We start from the raw sequence: 14701 nt of genomic DNA, 5'->3' as shown, positions 1-14701 counted from the left end.
GGTTAGCGCCTGAGCAGCGCCTGCCGCAACAGCCGCGCGGCGCGGTTCCGTATCTTGCCGGGGGCTGCACGCAAGGTCGATTTGGCCGTTACCTTGGTGGTGGCGCAGGCCCACAGAAAGTCGTGGAGGATGGCGCTGTCGTCCAACGTTTCCTTGCTGCCGAACTTGTGGAACTCCGGGTGCCATTGCGTCGCCGCGATGTAGCTGCGGCCGCGGTCGGCGCGTCGGCGGATCGCTTCGGGCACGCGGTCGGGCAGGCTCCATGCCTCGATGTCGAAGCCCGGCGCCAGCGCCTTCACACCCTGATGATGGATGCTGTTGACGCGCGCCGTGTCGACGCCCGGATAGAGCTTGGCGAGCCGTGTGCCGGGCACGATCTCGAGCGCGTGAAAGTTCTGGTCGTAGGCCACCGGGTCGCGATGGCGAAGGGTCTCGGGGTGGCCATGCTGCTCTTCGATGTCCTGGTACAGCGTGCCGCCGAACGCCACGTTGATGAGCTGCAGCCCCCGGCACACACCGAAGATCGGCTTGCCGGCCTGCTCGAAAGCCTCGACCAGCGCGAGGTCGTACAGGTCACGTACGCGGTCACCGAGCCAGGCGTCTTTCAGCGGCACCTCGCCATAGCTGCCGGGCCACATGTCGGCGCCGCCATGCATGACGACGCCATCGAGCCACTCGGCGTAGTGCGATAGCTTGGTGTCGCCGCGCGCAGTTTCGCCTGTTGGGCAAGGCACCATCACGACCATCGCGCCGGCCGACATGAGCCAGTGCGCGATCGACTGCTCGACGTATTGCAGGGTCTTGTTGCTGAACAGGGCGCGCGCCGGATCGGCGTGCGAAAAGCAGGCTGACAGACCGATCTTGAGTCGGGCGGAAACAGGTTGGGCCATCGGAAATATTCTGCTGATGCGGCCTCTCGCCCGGGGTCGGACGACACGCCAAGTATCCTTTCAACGCGCGATCGTTCATCAGCGCGGACAACGTTTTGAATCACGGAGGCAAAGCATGGATATCGGCATCGACATCGGCACGTCGGAGGTCAAGGTCGTCCTGGTCGACGACGCGCAGCGCGTGATCGGTCAGGCTAGCGCGGCAGTGGCTATTTCTCGACCGCATCGGCTGTGGTCGGAGCAGGCGCCCGAAGACTGGTGGAGCGCCACGCAGGTCGCGCTGGGCAAGCTCAAGGAGCACCACCCGAAGGAGTACGCGGCCACGCGCGGAATCGGGTTGTCGGGTCACATGCATGGCGCCACGCTGCTCGACGCGCAAGACCGCGTGCTGCGTCCGGCCATCTTGTGGAACGACGGCCGCAGCCACGCGCAATGCGCCGAACTCGAACGCCGCGCGCCCGAGAGCCGTCGCATCACCGGCAACATCGCGATGCCGGGCTTCACCGCACCGAAGCTCATTTGGGTCGAACAGAACGAGCCGGAGATATTTGCGCAGGTAGCCCGGGTGCTGCTGCCAAAAGACTTCGTTCGCTTGAAGCTCACTGGCCAAGCGGTGTCCGACATGTCGGATTCGGCAGGCACGCTGTGGCTCGACGTGGCGGCACGCGACTGGTCCGACACCATGCTGTCCGCCACGCACCTCGATCGATCGCAGATGCCGCGCCTCGTCGAAGGCAGCGAGGCCAGTGGTACGTTGCTGCCCACCGTCGCCTCGCAGCTCGGTCTGCAGGCCGATGTGGTGGTGGCGGGCGGCGCGGGCGACAACGCAGCAAGCGCGGCCGGCCTGGGCGTGACGGCACCTGGCACTGCGTTCCTGTCTCTGGGCACCTCGGGGGTCTACTTCGTGGCGAACGCGGCTTACTCCCCCAACCCCGAAAGTGCGGTGCACGCCTTCTGCCACGCGTTTCCGGGCACCTGGCATCAGATGAGCGTGATGCTGTCGGCGGCGAGTTGCCTCGGCTGGCTACGGCGCCTCACGCACGCGACCGACGAAGCGCAGCTTGTCAGCGAAGCCGAGGCGCTTCCGGATGGCGCCGCCACGCCGCTGTTCTTGCCATACCTGTCTGGCGAGCGCACACCGCACAACGATCCGTACGCGTCGGGTGTTTTCTTCGGTCTGACGCACGATCACACCCGCGGCCACCTCGCCTATGCCGTGCTGGAGGGCGTGGCCTTCTCGTTTCTCGATGGGCAACAGGCGCTGATGGCCGGCGGCGCGCAGATCGACAGCGTGACGCTGGTCGGGGGCGGCTCGCGCAGCGCCGCGTGGGCACAACTGCTCGCCGATGTGCTGGGCCGCACGCTGGATCGACGCAGCGGCGGTGAAGTGGGTGCCGCGTTGGGTGCGGCACGACTCGCACGCCTGGCGAGAACGGGGGAGGCGGTTGCCGATATCTGTGTCGCACCGGCCTTGCAAGACAGCTTCGCGCCGAACCCGGCGCGCACCGCCGAACTGGCCGGGCGCCATGCGCAATATCAGCGGCTCTATCGGACCCTCAAGCCCGAGATGCAGCGCCTGTCGACCGCAGGGCAGCAGAAGTCTGAAGGAGACTGACCGCAGGCCCCGTCGCTCAGGAAGCGCTCGAGGAATTCGGAATACGCGGCTCGTGCATCGGGCACCCGGTGCGCTCGCCACGAAATTGCGACGAGGCGGCATAAGCCACCTTGCGTGCCCGCATGACGCCGCCGAGCGGCTGGTGCGCTGCCAGCGCGTGCCACGGATTGAACGCCATGCCATCGTCGATCTCGCGGGACAGCGCGGCGCTCCATCCCTCTTGCGCATCGAGCGTCAGTCGTGCAACGGCAATGAAAGGGCTCAAGTCCTGCGGCCACTCAATTGACGCATCTTCGATCGGCATCTTCTCGAGATCGGTACACAGCTGCACGCGCAACTCCCATTCGGCCGGCTCGCCCGTATGAGCCCGCAAGAAATCGGCGACCGCTTCACGTGTGCCATCCGGCTTGCCGTCAAGGTCCATCGGTGCGTTTTCGAGCGCGCGCAGGTCCGGCGACACCGGCGCCAATTGCAGCTTGGCGATGTAGGCGCCATAGCGGATCGGCACCTGCGTGAAGAACGTCGCGCCGAGCGGGTGCGTTTCGGCATGGCCGCCCATCGAAATGAGCGTGCTGCTCTGGCCGCCGACCGCTTCGATCGCTTTCTCGACACCCTGCAATACGCTCGACAAAACTCGCTTGGCCGTCGGCGCCTTGTCGGTGGTGCCAGCAAGCAGCTTGAGGTTTTTAAGAAAGCCTTTGGCGTCCGGCGCGGCAAACACCGGGCCGTCGACGAACAGAAAGTCCTGAGTGCTGTCACCTTCAGACCCCGCGACGCGCTCGCCCTCGACGCCGATCACCTTGATCGCCATGCCGCGCGGCAGGGATACGCGGTCGTCGAGCACTTCAGCGGGGGGCGTCGAAATTCTGAGCACCACCGGGTAGCTGCGCGGCGCTAAAAAGATGCCCTGAGCCAACTCGGGAGGCAGGCCTTCGACAACACGCAGTTCGCCGCGGAGCAGGCCGTGGCTCTTGGCGTGCACGGCGCGCAGCGCATGGCCGGTGCTGTCTGCCATGGTTTTCGACATGCCCAGCAAGGTGTCGACCAGGTCGGCCTGCGTTTGCAGCTCGTCTGACTTCGGCACCTCGACGGCAGGTGAAAAAAGAACCGGCTTGATAGACAAGGTGGAGAAATCGTTCATCGATGGCTTTTCGTTGGGTGTCGCTAAGCAGCTATGCGCTGCCTATTCGACCGACGCGGTATGCGATGCGATGTAGGAGCGCCACACCAATGCGTGCCATCCGTCATGGAACCCGCCCCAAACCCCAAGTTCCGTAGCAAGTCAAGCAGCAATGTTGGCCATTCGCCTATAATGGTGAGTTCGTTTCGATACCACGACGAAGCACTTTCGTCATCTTGCTGGCTGGCCCGGCGCGTTCCCGGAGTTCATGGAATTGATCTCCGGACTCGCCAAGGCCCTCATCTCAAGCCGGCTCTACAGTGTGTTGGAGCGCCAGACCCGGCGCCCATGATTGTCACCACTGCCTTCGTTCTTGTTGAAGCGAATTGCGCGTCCGCCGCGTCATTTCCGGCCGGCCCACGCCTCGTTTTTCAATTTTTTCGGCGCACGCGATGTTGCGTGTCGTCAAGGCTTCATGGACATCGTTCAACATAATATTGCAGTGGGCAAGTACCTCGTTTCACCGCTGATTCACTCTCAAGACGACGGGCGTTTCGCCGCGTCGGTTTCTATTCGCTCGGGCCGCGGAAGCGGTATGCATGACCGCGTCATGCGCTTCACGCCACGATTTGCCAGCCATGCCGCCGCCGTGCGCTATGCCGTCGACCAGGGCCTCGGCTGGGTCAGCGAACGCCATCCGGCACGGCCAACTCATCAGCCTGCGCCAGGTCACTTCGCAAGCTGAGCCCGACCATCGTCCGACAACCGTTTTCCATCTCCAACAGACACCGTTTTTTGAGGTAAATCAATGGCCAAAGAAGAACTCATCGAAATGAACGGCGCAGTGACCGAAGTGCTGCCCGACTCGCGCTATCGCGTAACGCTGGACAACGGTCATCAATTGATCGCCTACAGCGGCGGCAAGATGCGCAAGCACCACATCCGCATTCTGGCGGGCGACAAGGTGTCGCTCGAGCTGTCGCCGTACGATCTGACCAAGGGCCGGATCACGTTCCGCCATCTGGAACGTCGGGGTCCACCGCCCGTCAACAACGGCGCGCAGCGCCGCTAACTCCCGTGACCCAAGTGACGAATCCGTCCACCGGGTTCGCCACCCTGCCGCTCACGCCGCAGATGCTGGCGAATCTCGACCAGCTCGGCTACAAGGAAATGACGCCGATCCAGGCTGCCAGCCTGCCTCCGGCGCTCCTCGGCAAAGACCTGATCGCTCAGGCCAAGACCGGCAGCGGCAAGACAGCCGCCTTTGCCCTCGCACTCCTCGCCAATCTCAATCCGCGACGCTTCGCCATCCAGGCGATGGTGCTGTGTCCGACGCGCGAACTCGCCGACCAGGTCACGACCGAAATCCGCCGGTTGGCGCGCGCCGAAGAGAACATCAAGGTGGTCACACTCTGCGGCGGTGTTGCATTGCGCGGGCAGATCGCCAGTCTGGAGCACGGCGCGCACATCGTGGTCGGCACGCCGGGCCGGATCATGGACCATCTGGACCGTGGCAACCTGAGTCTCGACGCGCTGAACACGCTGGTGCTCGATGAGGCCGATCGCATGCTCGACATGGGCTTTTTCGAAGACATCGCCAAGGTCGTGCGGCAGTGCCCGAAAGAGCGCCAGACGCTGCTCTTTTCAGCGACCTACCCTGAAGGCATCGCCAAGCTCAGCGCCCAGTTCATGAAGGCGCCGCTGCAGATCACGGTGCAGGCACAGCATGAAGGCACGCAAATCCGCCAGCGCTGGTACGAAGTCAAGGACAGCGACCGGCTGCATGCGGTGAGCTTGCTGCTCGACCATTTCCGGCCGCAAAGCACGCTCGCTTTCTGCAACACCAAGCAGCAATGCCGCGATCTGGTTCAGGTGCTGCAGGCGCAAGGCTTCAGTGCGCTGGCCCTGTTCGGCGAGTTGGAGCAACGCGAGCGCGACCAGGTGCTGGTGCAGTTTTCGAACCGCAGCGCCTCGATACTGGTCGCGACCGATGTGGCCGCGCGCGGCCTCGACATCGCGCAGCTCGAAGCGGTGATCAACGTCGACGTGACGCCCGATTCGGAGATCCATATCCATCGCGTCGGCCGCACTGGCCGCGCCGGCGCCGAGGGCTTGGCGCTCAATCTCGCCAGCATGAGCGAGATGGGCAGCGTCGGAAAGATCGAGCAACTGCAGGGACGCGAGTCCGAATGGCATCCGCTGTCGGAACTCACTCCCGGCGTCGGTGCAGCGCTGCGGCCGCCCATGGCCACGCTGCAGATCGTCGGCGGCCGCAAGGAGAAGATCCGCGCCGGCGACGTGCTCGGCGCGCTGACGGGCGACTGCGGCTATGCCAAGGAGCAGATCGGCAAGATCAACGTCAACGAATTCTCGACTTACGTCGCGGTCGAGCGCGGCATCGCTCACGAGGCGGCGCAGAAGCTGTCGGGTGGCCGCGTCAAGGGCAAGAGCGTCAGAGTGCGGCTGCTGGAAGGCTGAGCCCACCCGGTCACAGGGTGCATTCCCCCAGTGTGGCCTAATCACGCCTCGAACACTTTTTACCTGAGCTTTTCATGCCCAAGATCATTCGCACCGAAGCCGACCGCGTCGCCACTCCCAAGCCGACCCCGGTGGCCGGCTCGACCTTGCCTAAAACCGGTGGCGGCCAAAAGGTCAGCCTCGAGCGCGGCAAGGCCACGCGCAGCAAAAAGAACCCGGGCAAGCGGGCCAAAAAGGGCGGCTAAACCGACCTTTTGCAGTCTTGCTGCAAACCCTTCGAAACGCGCCCACGGGCGCGTTTCGTCATTGGATCGTCGTCGGCCCGAAGTCGGTTCGCGATTCGTAGGACTCTCGGGCCGGGCGGCGGCTGAAGAAGCCACGCCGGCGCTGCAGGGCGAACATGCCGGCCATCATGGCCAGGCCATAGCTGGGCAGCGGCGCCGAGGCGGTATCGACGGCCGAGCCGTCGTCGATGTCCTGCTTTTGCAGGACCCAATAGAACCGTCCGGGGGCGGGCTCATTCACGACGAGTGCAATGCCGTTGGCGTCGACCATGTTCTTTTTACATTTCGATAAGGAAGGTTGTATTTGTATTCCTGACCGGCTCGCCGCGATAGGACCTAGTTCACGGAACGCCCGAGTACGGCGCCAGAACGAGGCTATAACCCCCTGATGTCAGACGACTACCAGATCGATATTCCTGCCTCCTTCTTCGGGATTTACACGGACGCGAGGCAGCGCCTGCGCGAGCCGATCGGCGTATTGAGGCAGCGCTACGACATCTGCGAGGACCTGGCGAACCATCTCGTCGGGCATGCGCAGATTCAGCATCACACCGAAGTCCCCGACGAAGCCGACATCCTTCGGCGCATTCAAGCGGGGCTGGCCACGCCTGAATCGGGTGTGTCGGCCCCAGAGGCTGGCTGGATCGTCCATCGCCTCGCCGAGCTGCTCGGCTGGCGCGCGCCGGAAGCCTCCGGCGCCGGTTGACCGGCTACTGCGCAGGCGCGGGCGCAGCCCGACGATAGTCATCGCTCCCCGAATCCCGCCGTCCAACGAAAGCGACCGATGAGGCTCCAAGCCAGCTGCAAGATGACCGTGACTGCCACCGAAGCCGACTGCCCGGTGGTCGCCATGCTGCGGCCCCGCAGCGGTGACGCGCAATGGATGGTCAGCGAGCGCTACGACCTGCACCCGTGGGTGCAGACCACCGAGTACGTCGACAGCTACGGCAACCTCTGCCAGCGCATGAAGATCCCGCAGGGCGACATGCGCATCGAAGTCGAGATGGTGATGGAGGCCGAAGACCACATCGCGGTGGCGCCCGACGCGATGGCAACCCCCATCGAGGACCTTCCCTTCGACGCGCTGCAGTACCTGCTGCAAAGCCGCTATTGCCCGTCCGACAAGATGGAAGATCGTGCACGCCAGATCGTCGGTAACGCCGAGCCCGGCTATGCGCAGGTCGAGGCGATTCGCTCTTGGATTCACACCAACCTCCAGTATCGCTACGGCGTGAGCAACGGCGCCACCGATGCGCTCGACTCGCTCAACGACGGCGCCGGCGTGTGCCGCGATTTCTCGCACGTCGGGATCGGCCTGACGCGCAGCCTGCGCATCCCGGCACGGCTGGTGGTCGGCTATCTTTACCGCCTCGATCCCATGGACATGCACGCCTGGTTCGAGGCCTTCGTCGGCGGTCGCTGGTACACCTTCGATGCAACGCAGGACGCACCGCGCGGTGGCCGCATCGTGGTGGCCTACGGACGCGATGCGGCCGACGTGGCGTTCATCTCCAACTACGGGCCGCTCGAGATGGGTGAGATGGTGGTCACTGTCGAACAGGTCGACCTGGGCGACGGAACGCAGCACCAGCAACTGCAATCTCGGCAAACGTCTTGAAGGGCGGCCACGACACGGTGATAGTGGCAGCCGTGGCATGCGTGAAGCGCTGACGACGCTAGGCTTGCGTTTCATCGTGCGCGTGGTCGGCCCGCCGGCCTACGCCCGCCATCCAGGCGGCCGTCTAAAACCGAAAGTCGTTCCAAACCGCCCTCCGGAGATTTTCATGGTCAGCAAAAGTCCAACTTCCAAATCCCTGCCTGCCGCACCCGCCACCGCGCGCGCGACCGCCGTGCAACCCAACCTGCACCAGGAATCGCACGAGACGCAAAAGTACGGCGAGATCGTCAAGCTGCCGAACGGCTTGAGCGAAAAGGTTTGCAAGGAAAGCGTCGCGCTGCTGAACCAATGCCTGGCGGACACCATCACCTTGCGCGACATGTACAAGAAACATCACTGGCAAGTGGTCGGCCCGACCTTCAACCAGCTGCACCTGATGTACGACCAGCATTTCGAAGCACAGGTGCTGCTGGTCGACATCCTGGCCGAGCGCATCCAGCTGCTTGGCGGCATCGCGCTGGCCATGGCCGCCGACGTCGCCGAGAGCACCAAGATCGCGCGTCCGCCGCGCGGTCGCGAGCCGGCTGCAGTGCAGATTCGCCGTCTGGCGGAAGCGCACGAGATGATCATCATTGGCGCACGTGACGCGGCCAAGAAGGTCGACGACGCGGGCGACGACGGCAGCAACGACGTGTTCGTGTCGAACGTGCTGCGCACCAATGAGTTGCAGGTCTGGTTCCTGACGGAGCATCTGGTCGCGGCTTCGCCCGTCACCGCGTAACGGGTGAGCTGCGCCTGGGAGGCACGAAGCTTGCAGCCGATCGACGACATGACTTCAACCTCTTCACGACCCCAGGCGGTCCCCACGGTTCAACTCGAGAACGACCGCGTCAAGGTCACCGAATGGCGCTTCGCGCCCGGCGCTGAAACCGGTTGGCACCGCCACGGCATGGACTACGTGGTGGTGCCGATGACCACCGCGTCGCTGCTGCTCGAAACGCCGCAAGGAGAATTACGCAGCCCGCTGACGGCCGGCGTTTCGTACACGCGGCTCACCGGCGTCGAGCACAACGTGGTGAACCCGAACGAGCATGAGTTCGTGTTCATCGAGATCGAATTGAAGTAGCTGCCGGGTCGGGCCGAACGTTGCTCGGCCAACTCGGCTCGGCTTAGCTCATTGCGGGTCGATCGGCATCGGTGGCACACCGCGTGCCTCGATCGCTTCGCCAGCCGCCAGGCACAGGTCTTCGCGATAGCGCCCGGCCACGAGTTGCACGCCGACCGGCGCACGTCCGGCCAAGCCGGTCGACACCACCAGCGACGGCAGCCCGGTCAGCGGCAGGCCGATCATGGTCATCTGGGCTTCCCACACGCGGGCATACGCGTCCGGCCCCTGCAAATCCAGATCCTCGGCGAACGGCAGCTCCGCGCAGGCAGGCAGCAGCACGACCGGATAGCGCTCGAGGAATACTTGCCACTGCCGCGTGATGGCGGCCCGCCGCACCAGCGCGGTGGAGAACTTCTCCAGCGTCATCGATTGCGCGAGGGTCGCTTGCCCAGCGAGCGCAGCGATGGCGCCCGCATCGCCTTCGCGCTCCGCCGCAGCGACCATGCCCGCGTAGCCATCCCCCATCCACAAGGCGATCTGCACCTGCACCGCATCGCGGATCGGCGGCAGCGCATCGACCTCGTCCACGGTCCAGCCGGCGTCGCGCAAACGCTCGGCTGCATCGCGCAACGCGGCCACCACCTCGGGCTGCGTCGTCATGCCGTCGGGCGCTACGCACAACGCGACGCAGCGCGGAGCGGCCGGCCCGACAAGCGGTGCGGGCACCCACCACGGATCGCGCGGGTCGGGCGCCGACATGGCGGCGAGCGCGAGCCGCAGGTCGTCGACAGTCCGTGCGAGCGGCCCCGACACCGCAGTGATCTGTCCGCTGATGATTCGCTCCGGCGTCACCGCGTTGTAGGCCGCTACGCGACCGAGCGACGGCCGCAAGCCGTGGATGCCGCACGCGTACGCCGGGTAGCGGATCGAGCCGGCGATGTCGGTGCCGTGGGCGATGTGGCCGATGCCGGCCGCGATCGACGATGCAGCGCCGCCGGACGACCCACCCGGTGTCAACGCTGCGTCGCGCGGGTTGACGGTACGCCCATGCAAGCGGTTGTCGGTAAACCAGCGGTAGCTGAACGCCGGCGCGTTGGTGCGCCCGACGATGACGGCGCCGGCCTTCAGCAGGTTGTCGACGACCGGGCTGTTGCTGGCGGCGATCCACTCTTTCTGCAGGTTCACGCCGTTGCTGGTCGCGAAGCCCTGCTGGTCGATGTTGATCTTGACGGTGACCGGCACGCCCGCGAGCGGACCGGGATCTTCACCACGCGCCAGCGCGGCATCGACGGCGCGCGCATGGGCCAGCACTTCGTCGGGCCGATGGTCGACCACCGCGTTGAGCTTGGGATTGACGGCATCGAGCCGGGCCAGTGCCGACTGCGCGGCTTCGAGGGCAGAGAGCTTGCGTTGCCGCACGAGCGTGGCGACGCGCGACGCGGAGAGGCGCCAGATTTCGGTTGGGTCGGTGTTGGACATGGGGTCAGGCAGTGGCGGGCGCCGGAACGTGGCCGTGCTTTCGCACGAACAGCGCGCGCACGTGCGTCCACGCGTCTTCGAGGTGAACGCGCATCGCGGCCTTGGCGGCATCGGCATCGCGACGCAGCAGCGCATCGACGATGGGGTTGTGCGTGGCCGCGATGGTGGCCGGATCGTCGTAGACCGCATCGATCAGCGCCATCACCATGCGCATCTCGGTCTGCGTGTTCAGAAAGATGCGGTGCAGGTGCGCATTGCCGGACAGCTCGCAGATGAGCGTGTGCAGCTCGAAGTCGCTGGCGATGCGCTCGTGCTGCGGCTGCGTCGGCGCGTGCCGCACCATCGCGTCGACCAACGCCTTGACGCGGGCCAGCCCGGCATCGTCGGCCTTGCGGCAGGCCAGCTCGATTGCGGTGAGTTCCAGGCTCAGCCGCACTTCGTAGAGGTTGTCGATTTCCTGCGCGCTGATGCTGCGAACCGCGAAGCCGTGGCGTGGTCGCGCGACCAGCACGCCTTGCCGTTCGAGCCGGCGCGCCGCCTCGCGCACCGGCGCGCGGCTCACCCCCATGCGGCGCGCGATCTCGGCTTCGACGATGCGGCTGCCCGGGGCAAGCTTTCCTTCGACGATGGCACGCGTCAGTTGCGCTTCGACCAGGCCGACCAGGTCGGTGGCTTCGACCGACTCGAAGAACGCGGTGTCGGGGGAGGTGGAGAGGGCCATGTCTTGTCTTTTGTTCCAGGTGCTTCGTCTTGGCTACGCCGCAGGAGCGACCGCGACGGCCCGCGTGCGCGCGATGTAGATGCCCGCCGCCATGATCAGCGCGATGCCCACAGAGGCCAGACCGTCCGGCGGGCGGTGAAACCAGAAGGTGCTGAACGCCACCGCCAGCAGCAGCTGGAAGTAGTTGAGCGGAGCGAGTGTCGAGGCTTCGACGCGCTCGAAGGCCGCGAGCAGCAGCCATTGCGCCGCGCCGCTGCAGGCACCGCCGGCCAGCAGCAACAGCACTTCGCCGAGCGGTGGCCACTGTGCCGGCAGGAAGAACGGGGCGGGGATCAGCGTCACGACGAAGCAGACCAGCGCGGTGTAGGCGTATTGCACCGGGCTCGGCACCAGGCCCGCAAGCCGCCGCGTCAGCAACTGGAAGATGGCGTAGCAAACGGCGGACACTGCCATCAGCACGGTGCCGAGCACCGGCAAGTCGCCGCCCGGCCGCACGATGAGCAGCATGCCGCCGAAGCCGACGATGACTGCGATCCACTTGGCGCGGTGCACCTGCTCGCCGAGCAGCCAGGGCGACAGCGCGACCATCAGCAGAGGCGCGGTGAAATAGATGGAGGTCGCCTCGGCCAGCGGCATCCAGATCAGCGCCGTCATGAAGCAGGTCGCGACCGTTGCGAGCATGGCGCCGCGCAACAGCAGCAAGCCTTTGCGTGGCGCGCGCCACAGTCGCAGGTCGCCGTGGCGCAGCAGCATCACCAGCGCGATGCTCGACACGGCGACATAGCGCATGACGTTGACGAACGGCGCCGAATAGAACTGCAGCATGAACTTGCAGAACGCGTCGTAGGAGGCGAAGGCGACCAGCGCGCAGAGGAACAGGCCGATGCCCGCGGCCCTGCTGCCGCCCGTTACTGGGGCACGACCTCGAGAAAGCAGCACCGAAGCCGTCATCGCGCCGACTCGAAACCGCGGAGGAACATCTCGAGCGCCGGCCCGATGGCTTCGACCAGGTAGCCGCCTTCCTGCACGATCACTGTCGGCAGACGCAGCGCGCCGACTTTCTCGCCGATCAGGCGATAGCCTTCGAGGTCGAGCCTGAGCACGCTGATCGGATCGTCCTTGTAGCTGTCGAAGCCGAGCGCGAGTACCAGCGCTTCGGGCGCGAAGTCGCTCACCGCTTTCACGCCTTCGCTCACCGCCTGCATGAACACGTCGTTGCCAGTGCCGTGGGGCAGCGGCAGGTTCAGGTTGAAGCCTTCTCCCGCGCCGGCGCCGCGCTCGTGCGCATAGCCGGTATAGAACGGGTAGTAGCCGGCCGGGTCGGCGTGGGTCGACACGGTCAGCACGTCGTTGCGTGCATAGAAGATGTTCTGCGTACCGTCGCCGTGGTGCGCATCGACGTCGAACACTGCGACCCGGCCATGGCGCTCCCACAACCGGTGCGCTGCGGTCGCGCTGTTGTTGACATAGCAGAAGCCGCCGGCGCGATCGCGGTGCGCGTGATGTCCCGAGGGCCGACACAGCGCATAGGCCGCATCGCCGGTCGCGAGCACCAAATCGGCTGCAGCCACGGCGGTGTGCGCCGAACGCAGGATCGAGCGCCAGCTGTCAGGACCGATGGGGCACGACAGGTCGCTGATGTAGTAACCGGTGCGCGCCACGATCGACGGCGACGGGCACGGCGGCCGCGCCACGCCGGGTACGCCGCTGTAGAACGGCGACAGATTCGGCAGCACCTCGATGCCCGGCTCCACGCCCGGCATCTTCAACGCGCGCCACAGGCCGTAGGCGCTTTCCAGGTAGTCCAGATAGTCGACGCTGTGCACGCCTTCGAGCGGCGCTCGGCCGTAGTCGGCTGGCTCTTCGACGGTGACGCCGCGCGCCTGCAAAGCATCGCGCAAGGCATGCGCACGGCTCGGCAGATCGGTCGGCTTCATGATGCGGCCGAGCCGCATGAACTGCTGCGGATCGTGCAGCAGCTGGTCTTCGGTGAAGAAGGCCTTCATGCCTGCTCGGCCTCGAAGCGTGTCATCGCGCGATCGAAGCGCTCGAACATCTCGTCGACCTGCACCGGCGTCATGATGAGCGGCGGGCAGAACGCCACCGCGTCGGCCAGCGCGCGCACGATGAGTCCTTGCTCCAGCGCCAGCTGGGCCAGGCGGGCGCCCGCCTTCTTCGCGGGATCGAATGCCGTGCGCTTTGCCGGATCGGGCACCAGCTCGATAGCGCCGATGAACCCCACGCCTCGCACTTCGCCGACGAAAGGCCGTGCTGCAAAACGCTGCAAGCCTTGCTGGAACTGCGGCACCAGCGACTGCACGTGCGCGAGGATCTTTTCGTCTTCGTAGACCTTCAGCGTTTCGAGTGCGATGGCGCACGCGACCGGATGTCCCGAGTAAGTGAACCCGTGGCCGAAGGTGCCGATCTTTCCGCTGTTGGCCGCCACCGCGGCATGCACCCTGTCATTGACCAGCACTGCCGAGATCGGTACGTAGCCCGACGACAGCGCTTTGGCCGAAGTGAGTATGTCCGGCTTCATGCCGTAGGTGGTCGAGCCGAACATTTCACCGGTGCGGCAAAACCCGCAGATCACTTCGTCGGCGATCAGCAGCACGTCGTACTTCGCCAGTACCTTCTGGATTTTCTCGAAGTACGTCGCCGGCGGCACGATGACGCCGCCCGCGCCCATCACCGGTTCGGCAATGAAGGCACCGACCGTTTCAGGGCCTTCTTCGAGGATGCGTTTTTCGAGCGAATCGGCCAGCCGTGTCGCGAAGTCTTCTTCGCTTTCGCCGGCTTCGGCATAGCGCCAGTGGTGCGGGCAATCGACGTGCAGGATGCGATCGATCGGCAGGTCGAAGTCGCGATGGTTGGAGATCAAGCCGCTCAGGCTGGCGGCCGCAACCGTGACGCCGTGGTACGCGTTCTTGCGCGCGATGATCTTTTTCTTTGCCGGCTTTCCGATGGCATTGTGGTAGTACCAGACCAGCTTGACGGCAGTGTCATTGGCCTCCGAACCGGAGTTGGCGAAGAACACTTTCGACATCGGCACGGGGGCCATGGCCAGCAGCTTTTCGGCGAGCGCGATGGCGGCCGCATTGGAGCGGCCGTTGAACGTGTGGTAGTACGGCAAGGTGCGCAGCGCGTCGCTGCCGGCCTTGGCCAGGCGCTCGTTGCTGAAGCCGAGCGAGGCACACCAAAGCGCCGACATGGCTTCGAGATAACGGTGACCCTGGTCGTCCTCGACATACACGCCATCGCCGCGCGCGATCATGAAAGGCCCGACCTGCGGATGCGTCGCCAGATTGGTAAAGGGGTGCAGCACCGAGGCGATGTCGTGCGCTGCGTTTTCAGCATGCGTTGGGGGGTTCAATGTGAATGCGTTCAT

The 14701-nt window shown here is 65.3% G+C and carries 17 protein-coding genes; 9 read left to right on the top strand and 8 right to left on the bottom strand.

The genetic code is table 11. The annotated features are described in order from the left end of the window. Positions 1–2: 2 nt before the first annotated feature. Positions 3–890, bottom strand: coding sequence for a type 1 glutamine amidotransferase (locus QN397_RS06520; protein WP_323500452.1), 888 nt, complete (start codon positions 888–890; stop codon positions 3–5). Between the two features lie 115 nt (positions 891–1005). On the opposite strand from QN397_RS06520, the gene xylB reads away from it, so the two are divergent. Then, entirely contained in the window at positions 1006–2505 is a 1500-nt protein-coding gene (gene xylB / locus QN397_RS06515; protein WP_323500451.1) for a xylulokinase, read from the top strand. Between the two features lie 16 nt (positions 2506–2521). On the opposite strand, the gene QN397_RS06510 is transcribed toward xylB, so the two are convergent. After that, positions 2522–3646: a catalase family protein gene (locus QN397_RS06510; protein ID WP_323500450.1), complete on the bottom strand. Its 1125-nt coding sequence runs from the start codon at positions 3644–3646 to the stop codon at positions 2522–2524. A gap of 454 nt (positions 3647–4100) precedes the next feature. On the opposite strand from QN397_RS06510, the gene QN397_RS06505 reads away from it, so the two are divergent. The 4 genes from QN397_RS06505 to QN397_RS06490 all read left to right on the top strand — a co-directional run bounded on the left by QN397_RS06505 (position 4101) and on the right by QN397_RS06490 (position 6348). Next, complete coding sequence (locus QN397_RS06505; RefSeq protein WP_323500517.1) at positions 4101–4370, top strand: hypothetical protein; 270 nt, start codon at positions 4101–4103, stop codon at positions 4368–4370. 63 nt (positions 4371–4433) lie between these two features. After that, positions 4434–4697, top strand: a complete 264-nt coding sequence (gene infA, locus QN397_RS06500; protein ID WP_187053658.1) for a translation initiation factor IF-1 — start codon at positions 4434–4436, stop codon at positions 4695–4697. 5 nt (positions 4698–4702) lie between these two features. Next, a complete protein-coding gene (gene dbpA / locus QN397_RS06495) occupies positions 4703–6103 on the top strand; it encodes an ATP-dependent RNA helicase DbpA (RefSeq protein ID WP_323500449.1) in 1401 nt (466 codons plus the stop codon). Between the two features lie 74 nt (positions 6104–6177). After that, entirely contained in the window at positions 6178–6348 is a 171-nt protein-coding gene (locus QN397_RS06490; RefSeq protein WP_187053660.1) for a hypothetical protein, read from the top strand. Positions 6349–6406: 58 nt separating this feature from the next. Here the strand turns inward: QN397_RS06490 and QN397_RS06485 are convergent, their stop codons facing one another. Further along, positions 6407–6658, bottom strand: coding sequence for a hypothetical protein (locus QN397_RS06485; protein WP_187053661.1), 252 nt, complete (start codon positions 6656–6658; stop codon positions 6407–6409). Positions 6659–6775: 117 nt separating this feature from the next. Here QN397_RS06485 and QN397_RS06480 point away from each other — a divergent pair, with 117 nt between their 5' ends. The 4 genes from QN397_RS06480 to QN397_RS06465 all read left to right on the top strand — a co-directional run bounded on the left by QN397_RS06480 (position 6776) and on the right by QN397_RS06465 (position 9131). Next, positions 6776–7093 carry a hypothetical protein gene (locus tag QN397_RS06480; protein ID WP_323500448.1) on the top strand — a complete coding sequence of 106 codons (318 nt, stop codon included), beginning with the start codon at positions 6776–6778 and terminating at the stop codon, positions 7091–7093. A gap of 78 nt (positions 7094–7171) precedes the next feature. After that, positions 7172–8005: a transglutaminase family protein gene (locus QN397_RS06475; RefSeq protein ID WP_323500447.1), complete on the top strand. Its 834-nt coding sequence runs from the start codon at positions 7172–7174 to the stop codon at positions 8003–8005. Between the two features lie 166 nt (positions 8006–8171). Beyond that, complete coding sequence (locus tag QN397_RS06470) at positions 8172–8786, top strand: DNA starvation/stationary phase protection protein (RefSeq protein ID WP_323500446.1); 615 nt, start codon at positions 8172–8174, stop codon at positions 8784–8786. 48 nt (positions 8787–8834) lie between these two features. Beyond that, a complete protein-coding gene (locus QN397_RS06465) occupies positions 8835–9131 on the top strand; it encodes a cupin domain-containing protein (protein ID WP_187053665.1) in 297 nt (98 codons plus the stop codon). A gap of 48 nt (positions 9132–9179) precedes the next feature. On the opposite strand, the gene QN397_RS06460 is transcribed toward QN397_RS06465, so the two are convergent. Genes QN397_RS06460 through QN397_RS06440 form a run of 5 tightly spaced genes read right to left on the bottom strand, consistent with a single transcriptional unit; the run spans position 9180 to position 14701 of the window. Then, a complete protein-coding gene (locus QN397_RS06460) occupies positions 9180–10592 on the bottom strand; it encodes an amidase family protein (RefSeq protein ID WP_323500445.1) in 1413 nt (470 codons plus the stop codon). Between the two features lie 4 nt (positions 10593–10596). After that, positions 10597–11313 carry a GntR family transcriptional regulator gene (locus tag QN397_RS06455; protein WP_323500444.1) on the bottom strand — a complete coding sequence of 239 codons (717 nt, stop codon included), beginning with the start codon at positions 11311–11313 and terminating at the stop codon, positions 10597–10599. A gap of 33 nt (positions 11314–11346) precedes the next feature. Continuing rightward, positions 11347–12264, bottom strand: a complete 918-nt coding sequence (locus QN397_RS06450; RefSeq protein WP_323500443.1) for a DMT family transporter — start codon at positions 12262–12264, stop codon at positions 11347–11349. After that, positions 12261–13319: a histone deacetylase family protein gene (locus QN397_RS06445; protein ID WP_323500442.1), complete on the bottom strand. Its 1059-nt coding sequence runs from the start codon at positions 13317–13319 to the stop codon at positions 12261–12263. The genes QN397_RS06450 and QN397_RS06445 overlap by 4 nt, the downstream gene beginning before the upstream one ends. Then, positions 13316–14701 (bottom strand): aspartate aminotransferase family protein, encoded by a 1386-nt coding sequence (locus QN397_RS06440; RefSeq protein ID WP_323500441.1) that lies wholly within the window; start codon positions 14699–14701, stop codon positions 13316–13318. The genes QN397_RS06445 and QN397_RS06440 overlap by 4 nt, the downstream gene beginning before the upstream one ends.

Origin of the sequence: Variovorax sp. RTB1 (assembly GCF_035018765.1) — a bacterium.
Lineage (GTDB): Bacteria > Pseudomonadota > Gammaproteobacteria > Burkholderiales > Burkholderiaceae_C > Variovorax.
This window is presented reverse-complemented; position numbering and strand designations above follow the sequence as displayed.

What these genes read in the sequence shown, in the direction of transcription:
- QN397_RS06520 (WP_323500452.1), bottom strand. Translation starts at nt 890, where the DNA reads ATGGCCCAACCTGTTTCCGCCCGACTCAAGATCGGTCTGTCAGCCTGC.
- xylB (WP_323500451.1), top strand. Translation starts at nt 1,006, where the DNA reads ATGGATATCGGCATCGACATCGGCACGTCGGAGGTCAAGGTCGTCCTG.
- QN397_RS06510 (WP_323500450.1), bottom strand. Translation starts at nt 3,646, where the DNA reads ATGAACGATTTCTCCACCTTGTCTATCAAGCCGGTTCTTTTTTCACCT.
- QN397_RS06505 (WP_323500517.1), top strand. Translation starts at nt 4,101, where the DNA reads ATGGACATCGTTCAACATAATATTGCAGTGGGCAAGTACCTCGTTTCA.
- infA (WP_187053658.1), top strand. Translation starts at nt 4,434, where the DNA reads ATGGCCAAAGAAGAACTCATCGAAATGAACGGCGCAGTGACCGAAGTG.
- QN397_RS06490 (WP_187053660.1), top strand. Translation starts at nt 6,178, where the DNA reads ATGCCCAAGATCATTCGCACCGAAGCCGACCGCGTCGCCACTCCCAAG.
- QN397_RS06485 (WP_187053661.1), bottom strand. Translation starts at nt 6,658, where the DNA reads ATGGTCGACGCCAACGGCATTGCACTCGTCGTGAATGAGCCCGCCCCC.
- QN397_RS06480 (WP_323500448.1), top strand. Translation starts at nt 6,776, where the DNA reads ATGTCAGACGACTACCAGATCGATATTCCTGCCTCCTTCTTCGGGATT.
- QN397_RS06475 (WP_323500447.1), top strand. Translation starts at nt 7,172, where the DNA reads ATGAGGCTCCAAGCCAGCTGCAAGATGACCGTGACTGCCACCGAAGCC.
- QN397_RS06470 (WP_323500446.1), top strand. Translation starts at nt 8,172, where the DNA reads ATGGTCAGCAAAAGTCCAACTTCCAAATCCCTGCCTGCCGCACCCGCC.
- QN397_RS06465 (WP_187053665.1), top strand. Translation starts at nt 8,835, where the DNA reads ATGACTTCAACCTCTTCACGACCCCAGGCGGTCCCCACGGTTCAACTC.
- QN397_RS06460 (WP_323500445.1), bottom strand. Translation starts at nt 10,592, where the DNA reads ATGTCCAACACCGACCCAACCGAAATCTGGCGCCTCTCCGCGTCGCGC.
- QN397_RS06455 (WP_323500444.1), bottom strand. Translation starts at nt 11,313, where the DNA reads ATGGCCCTCTCCACCTCCCCCGACACCGCGTTCTTCGAGTCGGTCGAA.
- QN397_RS06450 (WP_323500443.1), bottom strand. Translation starts at nt 12,264, where the DNA reads ATGACGGCTTCGGTGCTGCTTTCTCGAGGTCGTGCCCCAGTAACGGGC.
- QN397_RS06445 (WP_323500442.1), bottom strand. Translation starts at nt 13,319, where the DNA reads ATGAAGGCCTTCTTCACCGAAGACCAGCTGCTGCACGATCCGCAGCAG.
- QN397_RS06440 (WP_323500441.1), bottom strand. Translation starts at nt 14,701, where the DNA reads ATGAACGCATTCACATTGAACCCCCCAACGCATGCTGAAAACGCAGCG.